The organism is Ruegeria sp. HKCCD7628 (assembly GCF_057221005.1).
Map to the genome: position 1 here is coordinate 1 of NZ_JBWVBA010000019.1, position 21,016 is coordinate 21,016.

Below are 21,016 nucleotides of genomic sequence, written 5' to 3' on the forward strand. Positions count from 1 at the left end.
ATCTGCGGATGTTTACGAAATCAAGAGCAACAAAGTATCGAACAAAGACTAATCGATCTCCCGCAGCACCTTTAGTTATTAATCCGATCTTCGAACACTCGAATACACTTACGTTCCCTTGATCTGCTGCCGAGTTAATGCATTCCAAAATGAATAGCCTCAGAATGCTTGATAAAAAGACCATGAGGCTGAAGCGCTTTGTGGCCGGCGTATTTATGGGCGGGAATTAGAACCCGCGAGCAAAGCCGAATCCGAACACGAGTTGGTCACGGTCACCGCGCTCGGCTACAATGGGGCTTTGTTCCGCGTCGTTTAGCAGGCGACTATAAAGAGCCCCCGCGCCGACTACCCATTTTTTGCTAATGGGTTGCATAAAAATTGCGGCAAAACGTATGTCCCTAATTCCTGCTCCTGCTTGGAAAACTGGTAATCCGCTGGCTGATGCGCCGCGTGCATCTACTGAAAAATATGTATTCATGTAATTTGAAGAACCATAGGTCGTGCCAAGAGAAAGCCCCAGCGCGGAATACTGCCCGATGGGTATCCAGCGTCGCAAAGACGCAGCGATTGTATAGCCATCGTTATCTCCAGTAACTCCGTGCGTAAGGTTGCCGCCGAGCCACCATCGATCTCGAGGATCTTCTCCTACTACTTCGTATGCCCCAAAAAAACCTACCTCCAATGAGGGGTCGATCTCTGGCAATTTATCCACCACTGTATCCTGCACGTCTTTTCGTCCAAATCGTAACATACCCGCGGGACCAAAACGCCAGTTTCTGTCTTCAACAAGGTTGACCGAAGCATAATTGACTTCTAGCGAAACATATCTTTGCTCCCCCCATGAGAACCGACCAAATGGCGCAACGCCAACTACGTTGTCCGCTGATCCGATGTATTCGGGATAACTTCCAAAACCGAGACCAAAGTAGCTAGGAATGTAGCTTGGAGCTAACCCACTCAACTGCACGTCGGAAGCCGCCGAATTGCTAAATATCGGAATGCAGAGCGCCGTCGCTGCTGCTAGCAGTTTTTGCAAGTTCCCATCCTTCGTAAGCTGACTTATTGTTGACGATTTGAGATTGAAACTAAAGCATAAATTGGTTCCTACGGAGAAACACACTTCCGAATGGCAAACTGAAAAACGTCGATTTGGCTACCATTAAACCCCCATGAGCGGGGCTGACGGAACTGTCCATGTCCAGTGTGATCCACTTGGGCGGCTGCACATCGTGCATCGCGTCAACCCACTGGCCGGGGAGGTCGGCCAAAGCGGACGAATTGTGAGCAGAAGCAAGAATGTCCGTCTCAAACCGCGCCATTTGACTGGTTGAGGCCGCCTGGCCATCGACTGCGCGCCCTCCGACGATCTGGCGCATGACCGGATCACGTGCCAGCAGGTTTGCATCGTTGACATCAGGGTATCCCGCAAGCCGCCCGAAGGTCGACTGGCGCAACAGAGCTACCAAATTATGAACCCCGTTCTTACCGGTCCGGGTATCCCGCAACATCTGCCCCGCCAAATCATGCAGACCCAAGGTTTCATCCAACTCCCGAAACAGAAGCAAGCCGCCATCGGAGCTGATCCTGGAGCCACGGAATTCAAGACGAACGCGGCGGTCAAAATCGAGCTGGAAATCGCCCTCTGAAGCCGCACCCACAGGGTGATCCAACATCGCAGCCTCCCGCGCAACTTAACACACTGTAATATAACACGAAAAGACAAACTGACGAAACCAAATCACTCAATCACATGGGAAATATGGGTTAAATAGATACGAATTAATGCGGCATTGCCAACTTGTTTGCGCGTTTTAAACTGGCTACCGCTAACGCAAGAAGATACCGCCCAAAATTTCGCGCCAGAAGGGTTTTCGTATTCCGCGCGAGGTCATCGCCGATTCGGTCTGGGTTTACCATCGCTTTGCGCTTAGGGTCAGGAGGTTCTGTTGCAAATTTTAGACCGTTGACGCTCTTGGGTTTAGCGCATGAATGGCTTTTGATCCTATCAAGTCGAAAGCCAGCTCATGATCTCTTTCAAAGGTGCGCAATATCCGAAGAATGTGATCTTGTTCGCGGTCTTCTTCTATTTGGGGTCACTGCATAAAAGTGACTTTATTGTCCGGCTCGCGCGAACTTAACCGGAACATCTGTATTTTCAGTCCGCTTTTTGGTCTCTGAGAGCATTGTAGAGGCTGGTTTTGCTGATTTTGAGGCGCGCTGCGGCCTCTCGGACCGTCAATCCATCGCTGATATGATCTCCGGCCTGCTGCAGTTTTTTGGGTGTTACGACAGGCTTGCGCCCGCCTTTTCTGCCGCGCGTTGCGGCAGCCTTCAATCCTGCCTGTGTGCGTTCGACAATAAGGTCGCGCTCAAACTGGGCAAGCGCGCCGAACAGATGGAACACCAGCGTGCCGCCGGTGGTGGTTGTGTCCACGCCTTCCGTCAGAGATTTGAAGCCAACGCCACGGTCCCCGAGATCTGTCACTGTTTCGACCAGGTGCTTCATTGACCGACCCAGGCGGTCGAGTTTCCAGACCACAAGCGTGTCGCCTTTGCGCAGAAAGGCCAGGGATTCATCGAGGCCAGGGCGTTCAGCTTTGGCGCCGGAGATGACATCTTCAAACACGGTTTCGCAGCCCGCAGCCTTGAGTGCGTCGACCTGTGGTTCCAGCTTTTGGTCTGTTGTCGAGACCCGCGCATATCCAATCAGCGCCATGAAGATAACCTTGTCCGTTTTCCCGTCCTTAAATCAACTTGTCCGACTTCCCGTTGTCAAGCCATATTGACGGACGGAACGGGACGTTCCGCCAAACGAGCGTTTCACGGACATGCATGTAAGAAGGGTATTTCATGGCACGGCGACAATTATTGACGGCAAGGTTCTGGTCTCGGTTGATGGCGCCGCCCTCGGAGGATCGAGAGGTTGCGATGTATTGCACGCTCACCCCGGACGAGATTGAGGCTGTCGCCAGAAAGCGAACAGCAGCTGCCCGTCTGGGCTATGCCGTATCATTGGCTTATCTGCGCCATCCCGGGCGGGTTCGTGAGGTTGGAGAACAGCCCAATCATGCGATGCTGGCCTTTCTTGCAGATCAGGTTGATGCCAGTGCTTCCGATCTGGCGGCCTATGATCGACGCCCACAGTCTCGACGCGAACATATCGCGCAAATCATGGCCCGGTTCGGATATCAGGCCTTCACAAGACCACTCATCCGGGAACTTGTTCATTGGCTGACACCATCTGCCGGAGAAGACCCACGTGCCGAGCCTTTGGCGATCTCGTTGATTGAAGAACTGAGGCGCCGGCGTATCCTGGTCCCGGCCCGCCGGACCGCTGAACTGATTGTCAGGCACGCGATCCGACGCGCGGAGAATGTCAGGATTTCTGCTCTGACCCAGGACCTGCATCCGGACCACCACGATGCTCTGCGCGCTTTGATTGCGCCCCCTGAATTGGGCGAGGTATCGACGCTGAGTTGGTTGAAGGCTGCACCTAAATCGGCGTCGGCCAAGTCCATCAAGGCAGTTTTGGATCGCCTGTTGGTGGTTCGAGCGATCGGCTTGCCCACCAGTTTGCGGCAGAGCATTTCGACATCCGCCCTCGACAATCTGGCCGGCGAAGGCTTGCGGATCACGGTGCAAAACCTGCGCCGTATGGCCTTGCCACGGTTGTGGGCGGTTTTGTCAGCCGCCTGTTTGCGGCTGGAAGAACAGCTCACCGACCTTGCACTGGATGTGTTCGATAAGTTGCTGGGTCGAAGCTTTCGAAAGGCGGAACAGCAAAGTTCCGATAAAGCATCACAGCTCCTGATGGACATCATCCGCCCCTTGCAGTCTCTCAAAGCCTTTTGCCGTGAGGCACTGACGGCCCGCCTGCAAAGCGGCAATCTCAACGGGATGCTGGACACGGCCAATTGGGATGAGATCGAGAGTGCCACATCCGCAATTGAAACGGCCCTGGGAGACGGAAAACCCGACAAATACGCGGAGCTCATCGGGAAATATCAGACGGCTCGTCAATTTGCGCCCATGATAATAAGGGGATTCGGCTTCAAAGGTGCGGCCAGCGCTGCCAGCCTTCTGCGCGCAGTAGATCTTTTGCGCATCATGTTTGAGGCGAACAAGCGCAGTCTGCCTGACAACCCGCCAACGGGGTTCATTCGGAAAGTCTGGCGTCCATTTGTCTTTCCGGCGCCCGGGGAGGTCAACCGGCGCGCATACGAGCTTTGCGTCTACTTCGAACTACGCGATCGGCTTCGGGCAGGGGATGTCTGGGTCGAAGGAAATCGGCAGCGCCGCAACTTTGATGATCGGCTCATCCCCAAGACCACTTTCGAGATCTTGCGTACCGACGGATCATTGCCGATAGCGGCCGCCGCGGATGCAGAAACCTATCTTGCGGACCGGCAACAGCAGATCGAGGTGACCATGGCCATTGTCGCGGCCCGGGCTGAAGCGGGGACTCTGCCGGACGTCGCCATTCAGGGTGGCACCCTGAGCGTTACCCCGGTCAAAGACGAAACACCCGATGCCGCCACGGCCATGAGCCGTCTGGTTTACGGGCAATTGCCACAGATCAAGATCCCCGACCTGCTGACAGAAGTGAACGCCTGGACTGGATTTGCGGAGTGCTTCACCCACTATCGCTCGGGCAGACCGGCGGAAGATCAAAAGGCCCTGTTTGCCGCAGTCCTGGCCGATGGAATCAACCTGAGTGTATCCCGCATGGCGGCAGCAACCCACAATCTGTCCGCCCGGCAGATCGCATGGGCTCATGACTGGCATTTGCGTGAGGAAACATATTCAAGCGCCTTGGCTTGTTTGATCGACATGCACCGCGAACTCCCGCTGGCCAAACTCTGGGGGGATGGCGTGACGTCATCCTCTGACGGGCAGTTCTTCCGGGCAGGCGGTCGCGGTGAGGCTTCGGCAGACATCAACGCAAAATACGGGCGTACCCCGGGTCTCAAGTTCTACACCCACATCTCCGATCAATTCAGCCCGTTTCATTCGACGGTCATCACCGCCACCGAAAGCGAAGCGCCCTTCGTTTTGGATGGTCTGCTTCGCCACCAATCGGGTGTCGCAATCGAAGAGCACCATGTGGATACTGGCGGCGCGACGGATCACGTCTTTGCACTGTGCTATCTCTTGGGGTTCCGCTTTGCGCCCCGATTGCGAAACTTCAAGGATCGAAAATTGTATCTCCTGCCCGGCATGAAGCCTCCGGCCGTCATGACACCCTTCATCGGCGGCACCATCAAGGTCGGTCACATTGTCGATAACTGGCCCGAGATCCTCAGGCTGGCGACGTCCATCAAGGCCGGGACCACCACCGCATCAGCGATCCTTAAAAGCTTGTCCGCCTATCCCAGGCAAAACGGACTAGCAATCGCCCTACGCGAACTGGGACGGTTGGAGCGGACCTTGTTTGCCCTGGAATGGATGCGAAGCCTGGAATTGCGAAAACGAACCAGCGCAAGTCTGGCCAGAGGAGAAGCACGAAACGCCCTCGCACGCGGGGTCTTCTTCAACCAACTCGGTGAAATGCGCGATCACAGCTATGAGCACCAGATCCACAAAGCATCCGGTCTCAACTTTCTGGTCGCAGCCATCATCCTGTGGAACACAAAATATCTGGAAGCCTCGATCACTGATCTGAGGAAAAACGGTGTGACCATCCCAATCGATATCGTCAAACACATCGCGCCGCTTGGCTGGGCCCATGTCGGATTGACCGGCGACTACCTGTGGAACATGAAACCGCCATTCAACCCAGATCGCCTCAGGCCACTTCGGAAAAATGATCTTCGCAATGCCGCATAAGTTCTCCGTTCGTTCGCACGAACCGGACAATAATGTCACTTTTATGCAGTGACCCCTTCGCACGGCTCTTGTCGATGACGATCTTTCTTGGAAGGCCATGGCATTCAAGCATTCGAGCGAAGAATTTCGTAGCAGCAGGTTTGTTCCGACGCCCTGAAAGCATGAAATCCAACGTCTCGCCGTGTTTATCGACGGCTCGGTAGAGGTAGACCCACGCACCTTTCACCTTGATGTATGTTTCATCTATTCGCCAGGAGCGGTCACACGGTCCCTTGCGCCTGCGCGCGACTTCGGCAATTGCACCAGCGTATTTTGTCACCCAACGGTTCAGCGTCGTGTGGTCCACCGCAACGCCACGCTCTGACATGATTTCTCCAAGATCCCGATACGACACGCCGTATCGAACGTAGAAGAACACAGCAAAGAGGATCACATCCTTGGGGTATTGCGCGCCTTTGAAGGTGATCATGAGCTGGCTTTCGACTAGTTGGGACCGAAAGCCATCCACACGTTAAACTTAAGTGCGTCAACAGCCAAAACTTTGCAACAGAGCCTGGGAAATGAAGTCACTGCGCCTCAAGATCGATCCGTGCACACAGTTTTGGCAATGCCGTTCAGACAAGTCTGACGGATTAGTTGAATCAGCGAATGGCGCGCATGAGTTTTCGCTTTCCAGTCACGCGGTGCCAACCAGACATGACGGCATATACAATGGTTAACGTTGCCTTGTCTGCGGTCGAGAGCCCCGAGTGGCGAATCCCTCCAGACTTCTTGAGTAAGCGCGCGATGGCGTAGTTTAAGGACCCTTCACGAACAAGCCATTCAGATTGCCGTAGCGTTCGCTCTGTCACTGGGCCGGCGGCGTACACCTCCGCCAGAGCAAGCATCCCCGCATCGCGTTCAGCTTCTTCTAAATGCCGCGATGCCTCGTCACCAAGAGTAAATTCGGCAACATCAAGCATCCCCGCATCGCGTTCAGCTTCTTCTAAATGCTGCGATGTCTCGTCACCAAGAGTAAATTCGGCAACATGACGAATAGAATATCCATGAAGAAAATTGAATGTAAGAATAAGGTACTCTGGCTGAGCAAGGTCTCCGACGTCAAACCGAAAAGCGAAACCCGATGCTTCCTCAATCAGTTGGTAATTGTGAAAACACCGTGACGAAGCGCTCGGTTCAAACGGCTTGCGCTGCACGGTCGAGTTTATTTCTATATCGATTGAGTGGGGCGAAGGAGTGATCCACCCTTCGATTACTAGCACTCCGTTTTCTCGGTCAAGATGACATCGGTGAATTTGGCCAATCACTTCCTGGGCTATCGACGTTGCAGCTGCCTGCGGATTGAAGTCATGGTCACCGCGCACGATCTCGTCGAAATCGACCTTGTCGAAGACATCGAGTTTCGTTGATCGAGATGCATTCAGGATTTTGCGGCCATCCTCTTCAAACGCCTTCTTGGCCTCGAAAAAGGCTTTCCGCTGCAGATCTAGCCGGGGTACTGACCAGCGCTCGCCCTCGACGCGGTATCGCGGATCGAAGTGGTTCGATTCACTTGAGTTAATGATGATCGGTTCACCCTTTTCGGTCACTTCATCGCTCACCGTGTTGACCGAGAAATCAAAATCTAGTCCAACAAGATACAGTTCATTGATGCCCATGAAATAGGCGGCCTGCATCAAGAGGTAGATCACCGTAAACCCACCTGCAGCACCGGCCTCCAAATCCCGGCTGAACTCAAAGATTCGTTCACCGTCTTTGTAGATCGGCTTTCGATTTGGAATGAATAACTTGTTAGACAGCCCCTCATATTTTGACCTCAAGTCGTCCGGAAACAACTTCGTGGAAGACAAACTTTCGAAATCATAAGAAAAATCTTCGCTGACTATCGCATCGATAATCGAGTAATACGTCGGGCGCCAATCCGTCCTGTCAAACGCAAGCGTTATCTTGTTGCAGGAGAACGTTATCTCATCTTTTAAGTGGTCCAGGTCCTCTACCGTTAGGCTCGGACCTGTCGCTACAATAAAACCGCGGCGGCCCCTATGGATATTCCTGAGCGCGTTAATACTATTTGGCTTACCCGCCGACCGGACACTCTCGAATGTGGTGCCGCCTTCACGGGATCTTATCGAAAGTCGATTCAATGGAATCGCTGGCGTGTACCCAGAAAAAGGAAGCCGGGCAGGGCTATCTGTACGCCGAAAGAAAAAATTCATTTGTGGAATAAGAAGGTTCTCAACGTAATCAGTAGAATCGAACGTCGGGTTCTCAATCGTTGAATTCGTTTCGTGGATTCGATAGGCACCGAGGTTTTCATCGATGCTGAGGCAGCGGCCGAGTGACGCGGCCGCCCGTGTTAAGAAGCCGTCGGCACAAAGCCGAAATGATCCTGGAATAGGGAAGATGGCGCGGAGGACCCGGGCTGGAAAGGCGAGGCCAGCCGTCGGCACATTCGGTCCGGGTATCCGGTGCCCAAATTGTCTTGCAAAGTTCAGGATGTCGCCGCTCAAAAGAGCTGGTCGAAACGCTTCGCCAGTCAGCCGACCGCCGCGAAAAACCTCGAGGTTGTGCTGGAGAAAAGCCACATCGTCCGCGGCATTGGCATATGCACCCCGCATTCGCGCGAGTTTCTCAGGAAACCAGAAATCATCGGCATCCATGAAACACACCAAATCGCCGCGGGCGACGGAGATGCCGAGATTGAACCCAGCGCCCTGGCCCGAGTTGAAGCTGCGGATGAACGGACGAACTCGAGGGTCGCGGTCCGCCGCCGCCTCGATCATTGCGCTTGATCCGTCGTGCGATCCATCATCGACAATGATCAGTTCGAAATCGGGATCAGTCTGGGCAAGAACGCTGTCGATAGCGTCCTCAAGGTACTCTTCACCATTGTAGACGCTTAGAACGACGCTGATCAGGTCGCCGTCTGGCTCGTCCTGCCAGAGGACAGGGGACCGGATCTGGCCTTCCAGCCTACTCCAGTCGATAGAAGAGCGGTCGATCTTTCCGGCACTCAGCCGTCGCGCAAACCGGGCCAGAAGAACTTCATCGCGCGACACTTCAAGAGCAACTTCAAGCCCGTCACTGGCAGAATCGAGCCGATCTGAAGGAATTTGAACAAACTGCTCGAATTCGAGTGTAGCCCGATTAGCACACAAATCGGCTACGGTGACGCGTACCGGTTCGTGACCATCAATTCTTATCTGCAGAGTAACATCCGCCCATGTACACCAACCTCGGATAAGGAGAAGCGTTGGCGAGACGCGTATGACTTCGGACAGCGCGACCTTCAGATCGAGCCCATTCTGAACGGATTCCGGTTGCTTTTTTTTCACTTGTCGGAGTCTCCACCCTGCTGAACTTTAAGGGGTAATATCCACTGTATCGAATCGAAGCCTTGTACCCCTGCCCATGTCAAGCGCCTCCTCAATGCAAAACGAAGCCTGCATTGAAGACGAATGTTCGATCGGGCGTATTTACCTGCTTCTAAAGTCACAGTAGGATTTCGATCGGCTCCGGCTCCGGTTTTCTTATGTTATGGTGTCTCACCAAAACGCTCACATCCAGTACATTTCGCACAGATACCTCGCCCATTTCAGCCACGACGCTCTTGAAGTGATGATGGTCCTTAGCGCGGCATAGATACATTTTACCGCGGGTCATCAAAAATGGTCTCAAATCATTCCCCGGCCCTGTCAGGATAAATTGATAGATTGCGGATTGAATGCCCGGGAAGCCTTGAATCATCGCATCATCCATAATGATCACGCCGCCGTGATCTGGGAAGCATTGACGATAAACTGTAGCGAGATCAAAGTAGACGTCATCGTGTTCGTGGCCTGCATCAATATGTATGATGCGAGCGTTTGCGCTGGGCAGGGGATGATCCCGAAGAGCTTTCGTAAAACACTTGAGTAAAGTGCACTGAGATCTGTTTTCGCACGCGGTTTCTGCGTAGGCCTTGACTTCCGGCAATAGGTCTTTGCCACGCATAGTAAATTGATCGACACCAATAAGTCGTTCACCAGAAGCAAGCAGGCCTGATAAGAAAAAGAATGTCTTTCCTTTATACACCCCTATTTCAACTATATCACCAACCACGCCAGATTCTTTTTGCGCCCTTGAGATGAGCGCCATGGCGGCCACGTTGTCGCGTTCGAACCAACCGTCAATTGGTTCGATTACGTTGTCGTAGCGATCGAGATGAGCTGAGACAAACTGTTCTGTGGACACGTGAAAATTCCTATCCTTAACGTCATCAGATTTTAAACCGTTAGATGAAAATGGGCCTTGGGGCAACCGTCAGTATTAGCGCTCCCGAGTCCGCAAAGTAGTGGTCGTCCGAAAGTTCTTCGCGTGTATTCACAAGCTACTGAGAGACCGGAAGCGCGGTATTCGCTAATTGTGAAAAGCGCGGCTTAAGACCAACAAGGAACCGGTCTATGGGTGCCACCAATGCAGTCATCCTTCGTCGTGGACAGGGGCGAAGCGTCGCAGCATCGCCCGATAGATTTCCGTATCTCGCCGGTTCTTGCCCGCGAAATAAACGATGGCGGGAAGCTCGTTTCCGACGTGAACCTGGCCCTCCTCGTCCATCAGAACAAAATGCTCGCCGCTGCACAGGCCCATATAAAGGTCTTTGGTCAACGGCCTGTGAACCAGCCCGTGCCGTGCCTGCGCTGCGAGATAGGCAATTGCGATGAAAGGTTCGTCGTTAAGATAGTGGCTGTTGGGCCATATTTGGAAAGGTGGGTCTTGCAATAGTTCGTCGACACGGGTCGAGAATTCCCACCCTGCGACAGTTGGCGCTCGTCCGAAAACCGCTGCGCTCAGAGTAATGTTCGGTATGTGAATGCCGACTTCGCTGGCGCGTTTCTTTAGATTGAAGCCTTCGGTCCGTTCGCCGTCATCGATCTTTACCGTTCTTGCCATCCAGTCGAAATCATCCGGCCGCTCCATTGCATGGACCAGCACCGAACTCGCTTCAATCTCGTCAAACATCTGATCGAGGACGTCGCGGTAAATGATTGTGTTGGCCTTCAGGAACAGAACGGTCGCATCTTTCGTACTCACATCCACGAGCGGCGTCGACTTGTCCATCCGCGACGCGAAGGGACTGTCAGGATAGCGAAAGCGGTTGCTCCCGCAGGGCCTTATCTCGACAAAATCTGGGACAGGCAGGAAAGATGTGTCGGTTTCGTCGTCTTTGTAGATGATATAGCGGTCGATGCCCGAGGACAGCGCATGAGCTGATCGCATCAATGCGACGCCCATACGGAAATATTCCTCCCCTAAGGCGATGGTGGTAAGGGCACGTTGTGCCATTTTTTTACTCTGTTTTCTTTGCGGCGGGACGGCATCCCGTGTAACCATGTCTGAGTATTTCGGCTTCAACTCGTTCCGCTTCTCTAGCAATTCCTCATGTTGACGTCGCAGGTTTTCATGTGCGTTCCGCCAGTTTTGAGCTGAAGCCTCGGCCTTTCCGACCTGCCGCGCGCGCTGCTCGAGTTTCAGGATGTCAATTTGTTCCGGGATGTCCCGCCCGGTGGTTGTCGGCGCCAGCTCGAAGTACCCCAATGCCGCCGCGTTCCGTCTCCATGCGCTCCCAGCAAAGTGGACTACGTCGGGCACCCGGCCATCGACAAGATGCACTTTCGGAGTCTCAGACGATATGATCACCTCACGCATGGCATCGCCGTTCAATGTGGCGATGTGCTCCTTGCCGGCCAGCTTCAACCAAGAGCGGTCGGAATTGGCGCGCAGAAAAGCACGAAAGAAATCTTGATCATGCCAGGAATTGCTCCGGTCTCTGCTGTTTTTGTAGAATTCGCGCATTGAATCGCTGCGCATGAACTCTAAGAACGGATTCAGATACCGGAACATGGCATCGATACCGCCATACTGAAAGCCTGTATTCACCTCGGCTTCGAAGGATCTCACCTGCTGATCGGTAAGCGCATTCATGTCGACCGCCCGTTGCAGCTTGGCTGCTACTCCGGGATTGTCGAGTGATTTCACCATCTCCTTCGCCATGACGACACACTCGCTTGACGCCATAGCGTCAAAATTTGCGAGGTTGCCTTGGATCAGGATATCCGGATCCAAGTATGCGACATTCTCGTTTTCCTGACCAAAAGTCTCTAGTGCCATCTTTAGAAAGACTGGCTTAGCGATTTTTCCTAGCGGATGAGCCTCAGAGGAAAAGTCCTTGCTAACACTTTCGACGCATTCTGCATCCAAGATATGGACGTACGCGCCATGAAACCTCAACGACTCGCAATAATCCTCACTTAGGCTATCGGAGACAACTACAAATCTGGATCCATCAAACCTCTCTCGCATTAGGAGAGACAGTCTTAAAAGCATTTCGCCTTGAGGCGTATTTCCATTTGTTATGAAGAGGCATCTTTTTTCCACAATCGACCACCCTCAATATATCTTTCTTTGTTCTCTAGTTTGCAAACAATAAATTGTCCAAAGTATAGGTGAAAGAGTCAGCCCACATGTTGTAACCGTCGATGACAAAAAGTGCAGGAACGCAAACCAATTCAACAAGTCAGGATGTGCGGCGGGCGACCGGTTCGCTTGATCTCGAAAGAAACGCCGATGACCCAACGCCCGTCATGTCAGCTCTACCTCTCCTTCGGACAACAGCTTGTCAAAATACTCAATCGTCCGAACCAGTCCGTCGCGAAGCTTGACCTCGGGCTCCCAACTAAGAGACGATTTGGCAAGTGATATGTCGGGTTTCCGTTGTTTCGGGTCATCTTCTGGCAACGGTTTGAACGCGATTTTTGAACCCGTACCAGTGAGTTCTAAGACTGCTTCAGCTAGTTCACGGATTGTGAATTCAACCGGATTCCCAAGATTGATCGGCCCAGTGACGTCGGCAGGACTTTGCATGAGGGCAATCATACCCCGGATCAAGTCATCGCAATAGCAGAACGAGCGCGTTTGTGAGCCGTCCCCGTATATAGTTAGATCCTGGCCACTCAGCGCTTGGACGATAAAGTTCGAGACCACGCGTCCGTCTTGCGGATGCATACCTGGCCCATAGGTGTTGAAGATCCTCGCCACCTTGATTTCCAGACGGTGTTGGCGCCAGTAGTCAAAAAAGAGGGTCTCGGCGCATCGTTTGCCTTCGTCGTAGCATGAGCGGATGCCGATTGGATTTACGTTGCCCCAATATTCTTCTGGCTGCGGCGTGATTGTTGGGTTTCCGTACACTTCCGAAGTCGATGCCTGAAGCACGCGTGCCCCGGTCCGCTTCGCCAGCCCCAGCATGTTGATGGCGCCATGCACGCTGGTCTTTGTGGTCTGCACTGGATCCCTTTGGTACAGTATTGGACTCGCTGGGCAAGCCAGATTATATATTTCGTCAACTTCAACATAGAGCGGAAACGTCACGTCGTGACGGAGCAATTCGAATTTTGGTTCACCGAGCAGGTGAGCGACGTTCGACCGCCGCCCCGTGAAAAAGTTGTCCAGGCAGAGAACCTCATATCCGAGTTCAAAAAGCGCTGTGCAAAGGTGCGTGCCGAGGAAGCCGGCGCCACCCGTGACAAGTACCCGGCGTGCTGTAGGGTTGGATAACGTTCCTGTAGCCATATTGAGACTGTTCCGCGTCATTGGTCTAATCCAGAGTGTGTGCTGGAAATGGGTGGAAACATCAAGCTAAAATTGTCCATCATCCTCGTTCTCATTCGGCAAAGATAAAGATGAAGAAAACAGAAACCTGTCCACAAATGGCAATGCCGATCGAACGGTTCTTCGGCTGTCTAAACGCCTCGTTTCGACGAATTGCCACCCGATACGAAAAAATACCAGCCAACTTCATGGCAATGATCAAACTCGGATCTATAGGACTATGGTGCCAGTTTTGCGAGTCCGCTGCCTGAGTAGAAAGGGCAGGACAAGTGTTTCAACGATATGGCTTCCGGTAACTTAGGCGGCCCTGTTCTCTGGAGTTCGCTTATCAATCCTGAGATGGAGCTTGCGCCAGACCCGTCGCTTGGGGCCACTTGGTTTGCGGGCGTGCAAGTCGCTTTCGCCTTCAACCTTATGTGCCTGTGCTGTCGATTAGTATGTGCAGCAACCACGTCGATCGCGTCTGGCGTCTTGGCCGCTCAACTGGCCGATACCGTCCCGGTTGCCTTACGCGTGGCCGGATTCGTGACGTCGATCGTCTTTCCGCTGTCGTCTTGAGCCCACCCATCCGCCTCCCGTAAATACCACGAGATTTCTCTTTGTATGCCCCTTTGAACAGTTGTATGTCAGAGCGCACAATCACGGGTTCGCAGGAGCGATTAAATGAAAATTACCATGATCGGCACGGGCTATGTCGGCCTCGTCTCGGGCGTCTGTTTTTCGGATTTCGGGCATGACGTCGTCTGCGTGGACAAAAACCCCGACAAGATCGCGTTGCTCCATTCTGGGGAGGTTCCCATCTATGAGCCCAGACTCGCCTCGTTGATAGCAAGGAATGTAGAGGCGGGGCGGCTCTCGTTCACGACTGATCTCGCCACCTCGGTGGACGGGGCGGACGCGATCTTCATCGCCGTGGGTACCCCGACCCGTCGCGGCGATGGCCATGCCGATCTCGCCTACGTGATGGCCGCCGCTGAGGAAGTCGCGTGCGTCATGACCGGCTACGGCGTCATCGTGACAAAGTCGACCGTGCCCGTTGGAACCAATCGCAAGGTCAAAGAAGTCGTGGCCATGGCCAACCCCGAGGCAGCATTCGACGTAGTCTCCAACCCCGAATTCTTGCGCGAAGGGTCCGCGATCGACGATTTCATGCGCCCCGACCGCGTTGTTGTGGGTATAGAGACCGAGCGCGCGGCCGAGGTCATGGCGGAGGTTTATCGCCCACTCTTCCTGCGCGATTTCCCAATCATCACCACTGATCTTGAAAGTGCGGAGATGATCAAATACGCCGCCAACGCCTTTCTCGCGACCAAGATAACCTTCATCAACGAAATCGCCGCGCTATGCGAACGGGTGGGTGCGGACGTCAAGGAAGTGTCCAAGGGCATCGGGCTGGACGGGCGGATAGGCAACAAGTTTCTCCACGCCGGTCCTGGCTATGGCGGATCGTGCTTTCCCAAGGACACGAGCGCGCTGGTTCGGATCGGGCAGGAACATGCCGTTCCCCAGAGCATCGTCGAGACCGTGATTCGCGTGAATGACGGGGTAAAGGGACGTATGGTCGAGAAGCTGCGCGATCTCTGCGACGGAACCTTCAACGGCAAGACTATTGCCGTGCTGGGCGTGACGTTCAAACCTAACACTGACGACATGCGCGACGCCCCCTCTCTGACGATTGTGCCGGCGCTTGTGGGCGGTGGCGCCAAGGTGCGAGTCGTGGATCCGAAGGGCTTTCGTGAGGCCGAGGCGCTCTTGCCAGGCGTCATTTGGATGGACAACCCCTACGAGGCTGCGCAGAACGCAGACCTCGTTGTACTGCTGACCGAGTGGAATGAGTTCCGGGCGCTGGACCTCAAGCGCCTTGCGACCAGCATGGCCACCCCGCGCCTCGCCGATCTGCGCAACATCTACTCTGCCCACGACGCCTACCGCGCCGGCTTTGAGGCCTATGAAGCGGTCGGGCGCGGCGCGTTCGGGCCGGAGGGCAGAAAACTCGCGGCCGAGTAACGATCAGGTCGACACATAGGATTGCGCCGTGACGATCAACTCGGCCAGAGTATCGGCATTGCCGATCTGTTACGCGATGAGAGGGACGAGCAGCGTATTCATCGCGTGGCTTTCGACCTCGCTTTGGGCTCAATCGGATCGGCCCTAACTTGGGTGTACAATTTCTTTCAAAGCGAAGGACCTCACTACCAAAACCGATCACTTTTCAAGTGGGATTGAGTAACTTCGATTTCCCATCTCAGCTTGGATTCGTGGTGGAGTCCGCCCTCATGCCTCGCGTCATGTTTCATCCTATTACGTTGAGAGGATCGCCAGCACCATTTCGGGCAGGTTGTTGAGACAACGAGGTTGGTTAAGTCTGATGAACGCGATTGCTTGAATAGCCGCTATACTCTTTTAGGTAGGCACTCCATTCAATCCACAAGCTTCAGACTATGCAGCGTCTTGTAGTGTAGATATGAACGTACCTGCGAAACATCTTCTTTAAGCTCAAATTTGGAGAAGGAGGATGTAGACGATGACAGAGGACAAGCGAGAGATCCGTCTTAGTTTGCGTGTTGTTGAGCACGCTGAACAGATCGGATCAGTGAGTAAGGCGTGCCGGTATTTCGGGATTGTGCGCGCCAGTTTCTATCGCAGGCGACATTTGTATGACAGCCGTAAGCTTAACCCCGATCACACGGTGCTTTGATAATTCCATGGCAAAAGATCGTTGATCCGAGACGGCTTGTGCCCGTTGGCGATACCTGGAAGCCTTGCGGTGAGCAAAGCATGGGGATCGACAGCATTGAGCTTGCAAGTTTCAATGAGGGACGCGAGTACCGCCCAGTTTTGTGCTTCGGTATCGTGACCGGCAAAGAAGGCGGTTTTTCTGTTGAGTGCCAATTCCCGTTCATTCTACCCATTTTGGACAGTTTTAACGTATCCTATATCGGTGGCACGCTTTTTTTAGCTGGGACGTGAGGGTTTTCAGGACCATCAATCGCGGGGATGGCCAGCATCTCGGTCTCGAACGACTTGTCGCCGTGTTGTGTTCGGTGTCAGTTGGCGAAGTATTCTGCCTGGAAGCGTCGCGCCTGGCCCGCAATGGGCAGGGCTGGCATCACATGCTGGAGCTCTGTGGCGTAGTAGATGCGCGTTTCGTTGACCATGTCGGCTATATCGATTGGGAGGAATATGAACGCAATCAGGCGCAACTGGCCAGGAACGCTTTCGGACTTAATGGCGGGAGCAATTCCGGTCGCGGCGGTGGTGCGCTCCTTCCCGGTCTCTTTTGCAGTGCGAGATACCGGCGGCGGTTGCATGAATACGCAAGGCAGAGGCGGCGAAATGGCCCTCCAAAATCTTGTCTTCGCTGACATTACTTTTGGAGAATAACCGGTAAGCGGCTTTGGTATTCGACCAGGCCTGGAATGCCGTGGGTAGTGATTTCCCTGACCGTTCTCCGAGAGCCTCCAGCATTGCTCCCAGTCGCCGGTTCAGCCGAGCGTCAACCAGCTCACACCCTGGTGCGTGGCAGCCGTCACGACGGCGACCAAGGTGCCAGTTAGTGCCGCGACAGGCTTCCCGTGCGACCGCGAGCAGGCTGCCTTCCTCGATCAGGCTAAGGCCGCGCAGAGGGCTAATGACTTGAACAAGCGGATCGACGAGATTAACGACAAAATCAGGCGCGCCAATGAAAGGCGCACCGACCCTTTCGACTACGTCGTCAGGTTCGCCGTCGGATACCTGCCTCGCGAAGATAGCGCCATGGTCATCGCCGACTTCGACAAGGTGCGCGATCCCATGACAGGCGATATAACCGCCGAGTGGCTGAGACCCGTCTTGGAGCAGCCGGAGAGTTACGCCGAGGTCTCAGCCTCCGGCACGGGGGTGCATGTCCTGATACCAAGGGAAGATGAGGACGTTGGCACGCGGGAGCGCAACGGCGCTGGGCTGTATGCGGGCAACGCGCGGTTCATCATGCTAACCTTCGATCAGATCCCTGGATCGCCGCAGACAATCAACAGCGCGCAGGAGGCGCGCAAGGTGATCAAGGATCGCGTGGGCGTGTGGCACACATCCCGCGTCGGTCGCTCGCTGGCATTGCCAGAAGATCAACACAGCATCGAAAGCATCCCAGACATCTTGGCGCAACTGCCCAATCCGGCGCTCGGGCGCGAGGATTGGGTAACGATGGCGCACGCCTGCTGGGCCGCCGCTCAAGAGGTAGACCCCACCACAGCCCTCACGATCGAACAGGCGTTCTACGAGTGGTCGGCTCGGGGAGACGCTCACGGATCTGGTCGCAAGGATGGATCGAGCCCGGAACGATTGTGGCGTAGCATCAAAAATGTCCGTGAGATTGGCGTTGGGTCGTTCTTCTTCAAGGCCCGCGAGCTTGGCTGGTGCCCCCGCCACGGCAGGATGCAGAACGAGGACATACCCAGGCCAAGGACCGAGATGGTCAGCCTGATGGATAAGGCCTTCGACGGGGACCGGGAGGCGCTGCAGCGTATCGCGCGCTTCATGCTGAACGGATACCGGTAGGACACCGCCTTTGTAATACTGACCGCAATGGGCGTCTTCGCGAAGATCGATGTCAGGGACATTTTCGAACACGAAAGCCGTCGCGCTGCGCGCATCTCAGCGGACCTCATGCAAGAGGTGATGAAAAATGAAGGATGAAAAGCTGGGAGGCGTCGCGGAGCGGAACAATAAGGATCAGGCAGGGTTTGAGCGCCGGGCAAGAAATATTGTCGCCCAGTACAAAGGTGACAGGGTCGCGATTGAAAAGGAGGCCGCAGATTTTGATTACACGGTCACCTGGATGGGCGGGCGTCTGGCTTTTGACGCAGAGGGGCTGGAGACCGTCTTCGTCGAAACGGACACGCACAAAGGCGGCGAGCCGTTCAAGATCGACCTGCACTTGTTCAAGCCGGTCACGGAGGACCTGCGCCCCAAAAAGGCCATCTCGCGGGTCATGTCGGAAAGGATCGCCAAAGAGTTCATAACACTCATTGCAGGCGGGGGCGGCGTTGGAAAGTCTACGTATATGATCGCGGCGGCCCTCGATATTGCCAGAGGCGGCGGCAAGGCGCTCGGCGAACCCATCCACGCCATGGTAAACCAAGACGGCTTCAAGGCACTATACATCAACCTCGAAGACGGGCAGGACATGGTCGACCGGATGGTCCGTGCCGCAATAGACGAGCACGGCTATCGTGACACCGACAACATGATCGCCATGGGGCGCGACACCTTCCGCTCGGCGCTTGGCGGCAGAGACCTCGGGATCCTGAAGCAAGATCCTGACATACGCATCGCGGCAGTGAACCCGCACGCTGAAAAGGCGCTGAAGGACGTCATCACCGCCCTTGGTGTTGAGGTCCTGATGCTCGATCCCATGAAGAATCTCTACGGCGGCGTACCGATGACGAATGAGGCGTCAAACGTGCTGTACGATATGTTCTCGAGGATCGCAGTCGAGTGCTGCATCGCCGTCGTCTGTGGCGTGCATACCCGCAAACCTGCGGGATTCAATCGCGGCGACCAGGATCAGCATGATGTGAAGCACGGCTCCGAGATCGTGGACACGGCTCGCTGTGTCATCAGCATGAACAAGATCTCACGTGCCAAGCTGACCGAGTGGGGCATCGAGACCCACAGGAACATCGTCAAGGCGAGTACTACCAAGAGCAATATCGGCCCTTCAGCCGTCACCTACTACGAGATCGTGCTGCGTGATGTTATGTGCGTGGATGGGAATACCGAGACGGTCGGCGTCGCGAAGGCTTACACGCCACCGGAAACCGCCGGGTTGGCCGACATTATTTGGGCAAACGTCAAGCGGCGCTTGCAGGACGAAGAGGTGGCGTACAAAAGCCAAGCGGCCGCACCGAACCTGAAGGGTGTTGTAGGGCAAATTCTTGAAAAGAATGGAAAACCGGCAGGTGGGGCAATATCGATCATCAAGCAGATGCTCGAGGATGGGTGGATTTCAGTTGTAAGCGGGAAGCGACAGAAGGGCGCGGGGACGCGTCCAATCGAGCTTGCAATCGTTGGCCCGAACGACCCGCACGAGGACGAGGAATAGAGTGCATGTGTTAGTCGGCCCTTACATAGAGACATGCAAACAAACAATCCCCTCTGGTGTACTCCCTGCTTTGGGTCTGCCATTGTAGTTGTTATCCTCAAAAAGGTGTCCCTCTTACGAGAGCGTCCCGCCCGCCGGCGGCGGAGCGGGCAGGCGCGCCTCTCAACTCGAGCGGACTTAGTGCAAGTTGGTGCATGTCGAGTGACAGTCGACATTGAAGACATGCACTCAAAGCAGGACGGAGCTAAATGGCTCTGACAGCAACCGTCGTAGGAGCCGCATTGCCAACACACCGTTGCCTTTGGCACTACCCATTATTTTTGGAACCGACTGCGCTTAACTCAGACTTCAATGTGGGGTATATTGATACCGCAAACTTGATTGGAAATATCTCGTAAGCAAAAAGGTCGGCAAGGGCGCAAATCGGCAGCCGGCCATGACAGGTGTGAAAAAGGAGGAAATCTTTATGGATCTCACTAAACACTGGCTGAAGGCTACCCGCGAGGTCAGCAAAGCTCCTCTCAAAGCTGTAACGTAAGAGAACACGGCATGCCGATGTCTAGCCGCCCTGATGCCAGAGCCAGATCTATGTCAAACCTAAAATTAGGTCAAAAGCAGGAACCCAAACCATATGGCTTCGGCTCTGGACCACACAAGCGTTGTTCGGCTATGAGAACGGACGGTCGACCATGTCAAGGATGGGCCGCATTTGGTACTCCCAAGTGCGTCAAGCATGGGGCACGCAGCTACAAAGGCACGCCTTCTAGCCCACTCATCAACAGGCAGGTACGTGTTGCGCGCAATTGGCTGGCGGAAAATCCTCCTTCACTCGAATTGGTCCGTACGCCGGAGTGGCAAGTGACGGACACGCTGGGATCCAAAAACGGACTTCTTCAGAAGATGGCTTTGGTCGCTGCATGGAATGCTGCCAAACGCGGTGACTGGAAAGCGTGGCGTTCTCTATCAAGAGCCAATTACTGAGAAGAAGTGGAAAAAATTTTATCGTAATTTTTGAAACAAAAGCAAAACAAACTGATTCATACTCAGTTGCGCAAGAATTTGTCTGTCGGAGGAGCGCAATCGAGCCCTATCTCCGTAACGGATTGTCACTTGCAGGCTTTGCTTCAAGTGAGGCTAAGCAGTGTTGACCCACCCCTTGGCACCCCTTCAGCCAGTCTCTTACATGCTTGTGAGGCGCCCGCATCATCTGGGGCATCTTTTCAAAGATTGCCCACACTAAGAAGGATTGCATGCCATTCCCTAAGAACCCTCGAATTGTGATCTCCTTAGCAGATACCGTTTCCGCCTACAGCGGAGATTGTCTGAAGACAGAACTGCGTCAGGTGTGCATAGAATCGCGCGGAATGGAAAGTTCGTGAGTTCTCATGCACACACCGAAGCAAGTCTACTCCCAATATCCAGCAGACGAGCGCCACGTTTTAGCTTCCGCGTCCCAAACAC

At 54.4% G+C, this 21,016-nt stretch carries 12 protein-coding genes and 5 pseudogenes; 5 read left to right on the plus strand and 12 right to left on the minus strand.

Features of this window, described 5'->3' with window-relative positions:
* Positions 1 to 226: 226 nt before the first annotated feature.
* The 3 genes and pseudogenes from AC2TAD_RS21375 to AC2TAD_RS21385 form a co-directional block, all read right to left on the minus strand.
* Positions 227 to 1,036, minus strand: coding sequence for a MipA/OmpV family protein (locus tag AC2TAD_RS21375; protein ID WP_480870414.1), 810 nt, complete (start codon positions 1,034 to 1,036; stop codon positions 227 to 229).
* A 130-nt stretch (positions 1,037 to 1,166) separates the two neighbouring features.
* Positions 1,167 to 1,670, minus strand: a pseudogene (locus AC2TAD_RS21380) (transposase); the annotation flags it as partial.
* Between the two features lie 485 nt (positions 1,671 to 2,155).
* Positions 2,156 to 2,716: a recombinase family protein gene (locus AC2TAD_RS21385; protein ID WP_480870417.1), complete on the minus strand. Its 561-nt coding sequence runs from the start codon at positions 2,714 to 2,716 to the stop codon at positions 2,156 to 2,158.
* A 134-nt stretch (positions 2,717 to 2,850) separates the two neighbouring features.
* Here AC2TAD_RS21385 and AC2TAD_RS21390 point away from each other — a divergent pair, with 134 nt between their 5' ends.
* Complete coding sequence (locus AC2TAD_RS21390) at positions 2,851 to 5,826, plus strand: Tn3 family transposase (protein ID WP_480870420.1); 2,976 nt, start codon at positions 2,851 to 2,853, stop codon at positions 5,824 to 5,826.
* A 58-nt stretch (positions 5,827 to 5,884) separates the two neighbouring features.
* Here AC2TAD_RS21390 and AC2TAD_RS21395 read toward each other — a convergent pair.
* The 6 genes and pseudogenes from AC2TAD_RS21395 to AC2TAD_RS21420 form a co-directional block, all read right to left on the minus strand.
* Positions 5,885 to 6,295: pseudogene (locus AC2TAD_RS21395) on the minus strand (IS6 family transposase); the annotation flags it as partial.
* 172 nt (positions 6,296 to 6,467) lie between these two features.
* Positions 6,468 to 9,161 carry a glycosyltransferase gene (locus AC2TAD_RS21400; RefSeq protein WP_480870423.1) on the minus strand — a complete coding sequence of 898 codons (2,694 nt, stop codon included), beginning with the start codon at positions 9,159 to 9,161 and terminating at the stop codon, positions 6,468 to 6,470.
* A 157-nt stretch (positions 9,162 to 9,318) separates the two neighbouring features.
* Complete coding sequence (locus tag AC2TAD_RS21405) at positions 9,319 to 10,059, minus strand: class I SAM-dependent methyltransferase (RefSeq protein ID WP_480870425.1); 741 nt, start codon at positions 10,057 to 10,059, stop codon at positions 9,319 to 9,321.
* A gap of 228 nt (positions 10,060 to 10,287) precedes the next feature.
* Positions 10,288 to 12,243, minus strand: a complete 1,956-nt coding sequence (locus AC2TAD_RS21410) for a hypothetical protein (protein WP_480870429.1) — start codon at positions 12,241 to 12,243, stop codon at positions 10,288 to 10,290.
* A 204-nt stretch (positions 12,244 to 12,447) separates the two neighbouring features.
* Positions 12,448 to 13,455: a UDP-glucuronic acid decarboxylase family protein gene (locus AC2TAD_RS21415; protein ID WP_480870432.1), complete on the minus strand. Its 1,008-nt coding sequence runs from the start codon at positions 13,453 to 13,455 to the stop codon at positions 12,448 to 12,450.
* A gap of 318 nt (positions 13,456 to 13,773) precedes the next feature.
* Positions 13,774 to 13,918 (minus strand): annotated as a pseudogene (locus AC2TAD_RS21420) (IS5/IS1182 family transposase); the annotation flags it as partial.
* Positions 13,919 to 14,136: 218 nt separating this feature from the next.
* On the opposite strand from AC2TAD_RS21420, the gene AC2TAD_RS21425 reads away from it, so the two are divergent.
* Together AC2TAD_RS21425 and AC2TAD_RS21430 are read left to right on the plus strand one after the other, a co-directional pair.
* Entirely contained in the window at positions 14,137 to 15,480 is a 1,344-nt protein-coding gene (locus AC2TAD_RS21425; RefSeq protein ID WP_480870435.1) for a UDP-glucose dehydrogenase family protein, read from the plus strand.
* A 517-nt stretch (positions 15,481 to 15,997) separates the two neighbouring features.
* Positions 15,998 to 16,141: pseudogene (locus AC2TAD_RS21430) on the plus strand (IS481 family transposase); the annotation flags it as partial.
* A gap of 14 nt (positions 16,142 to 16,155) precedes the next feature.
* Here AC2TAD_RS21430 and AC2TAD_RS21435 read toward each other — a convergent pair.
* From AC2TAD_RS21435 to AC2TAD_RS21445, 3 genes and pseudogenes are all read right to left on the minus strand, one after another.
* A pseudogene (locus AC2TAD_RS21435) lies at positions 16,156 to 16,371 on the minus strand (transposase domain-containing protein); the annotation flags it as partial.
* Positions 16,372 to 16,520: 149 nt separating this feature from the next.
* Positions 16,521 to 16,784: a hypothetical protein gene (locus tag AC2TAD_RS21440; protein WP_480870438.1), complete on the minus strand. Its 264-nt coding sequence runs from the start codon at positions 16,782 to 16,784 to the stop codon at positions 16,521 to 16,523.
* On the minus strand, positions 16,699 to 17,223 hold the full coding sequence (locus AC2TAD_RS21445) for an IS4/Tn5 family transposase DNA-binding protein (protein WP_480870448.1): 525 nt from the start codon (positions 17,221 to 17,223) through the stop codon (positions 16,699 to 16,701). The genes AC2TAD_RS21440 and AC2TAD_RS21445 overlap by 86 nt, the downstream gene beginning before the upstream one ends.
* Here AC2TAD_RS21445 and AC2TAD_RS21450 point away from each other — a divergent pair.
* Both AC2TAD_RS21450 and AC2TAD_RS21455 read left to right on the plus strand, forming a co-directional pair.
* Positions 17,110 to 18,009: a PriCT-2 domain-containing protein gene (locus AC2TAD_RS21450; RefSeq protein WP_480870441.1), complete on the plus strand. Its 900-nt coding sequence runs from the start codon at positions 17,110 to 17,112 to the stop codon at positions 18,007 to 18,009. The two genes, AC2TAD_RS21445 and AC2TAD_RS21450, sit on opposite strands and share 114 nt — an antisense overlap.
* 127 nt (positions 18,010 to 18,136) lie before the next feature.
* Positions 18,137 to 19,555, plus strand: coding sequence for an AAA family ATPase (locus AC2TAD_RS21455; RefSeq protein ID WP_480870445.1), 1,419 nt, complete (start codon positions 18,137 to 18,139; stop codon positions 19,553 to 19,555).
* The last annotated feature ends 1,461 nt before the right edge of the window (positions 19,556 to 21,016 follow it).

Bases quoted from the DNA above. Each gene is read 5' to 3' on its own strand.
- AC2TAD_RS21390 (WP_480870420.1), top strand. From the start codon at position 2,851: ATGGCACGGCGACAATTATTGACGGCAAGGTTCTGGTCTCGGTTGATG.
- AC2TAD_RS21385 (WP_480870417.1), bottom strand. From the start codon at position 2,716: ATGGCGCTGATTGGATATGCGCGGGTCTCGACAACAGACCAAAAGCTG.
- AC2TAD_RS21415 (WP_480870432.1), bottom strand. From the start codon at position 13,455: ATGACGCGGAACAGTCTCAATATGGCTACAGGAACGTTATCCAACCCT.
- AC2TAD_RS21440 (WP_480870438.1), bottom strand. From the start codon at position 16,784: ATGCAACCGCCGCCGGTATCTCGCACTGCAAAAGAGACCGGGAAGGAG.
- AC2TAD_RS21425 (WP_480870435.1), top strand. From the start codon at position 14,137: ATGAAAATTACCATGATCGGCACGGGCTATGTCGGCCTCGTCTCGGGC.
- AC2TAD_RS21455 (WP_480870445.1), top strand. From the start codon at position 18,137: ATGAAGGATGAAAAGCTGGGAGGCGTCGCGGAGCGGAACAATAAGGAT.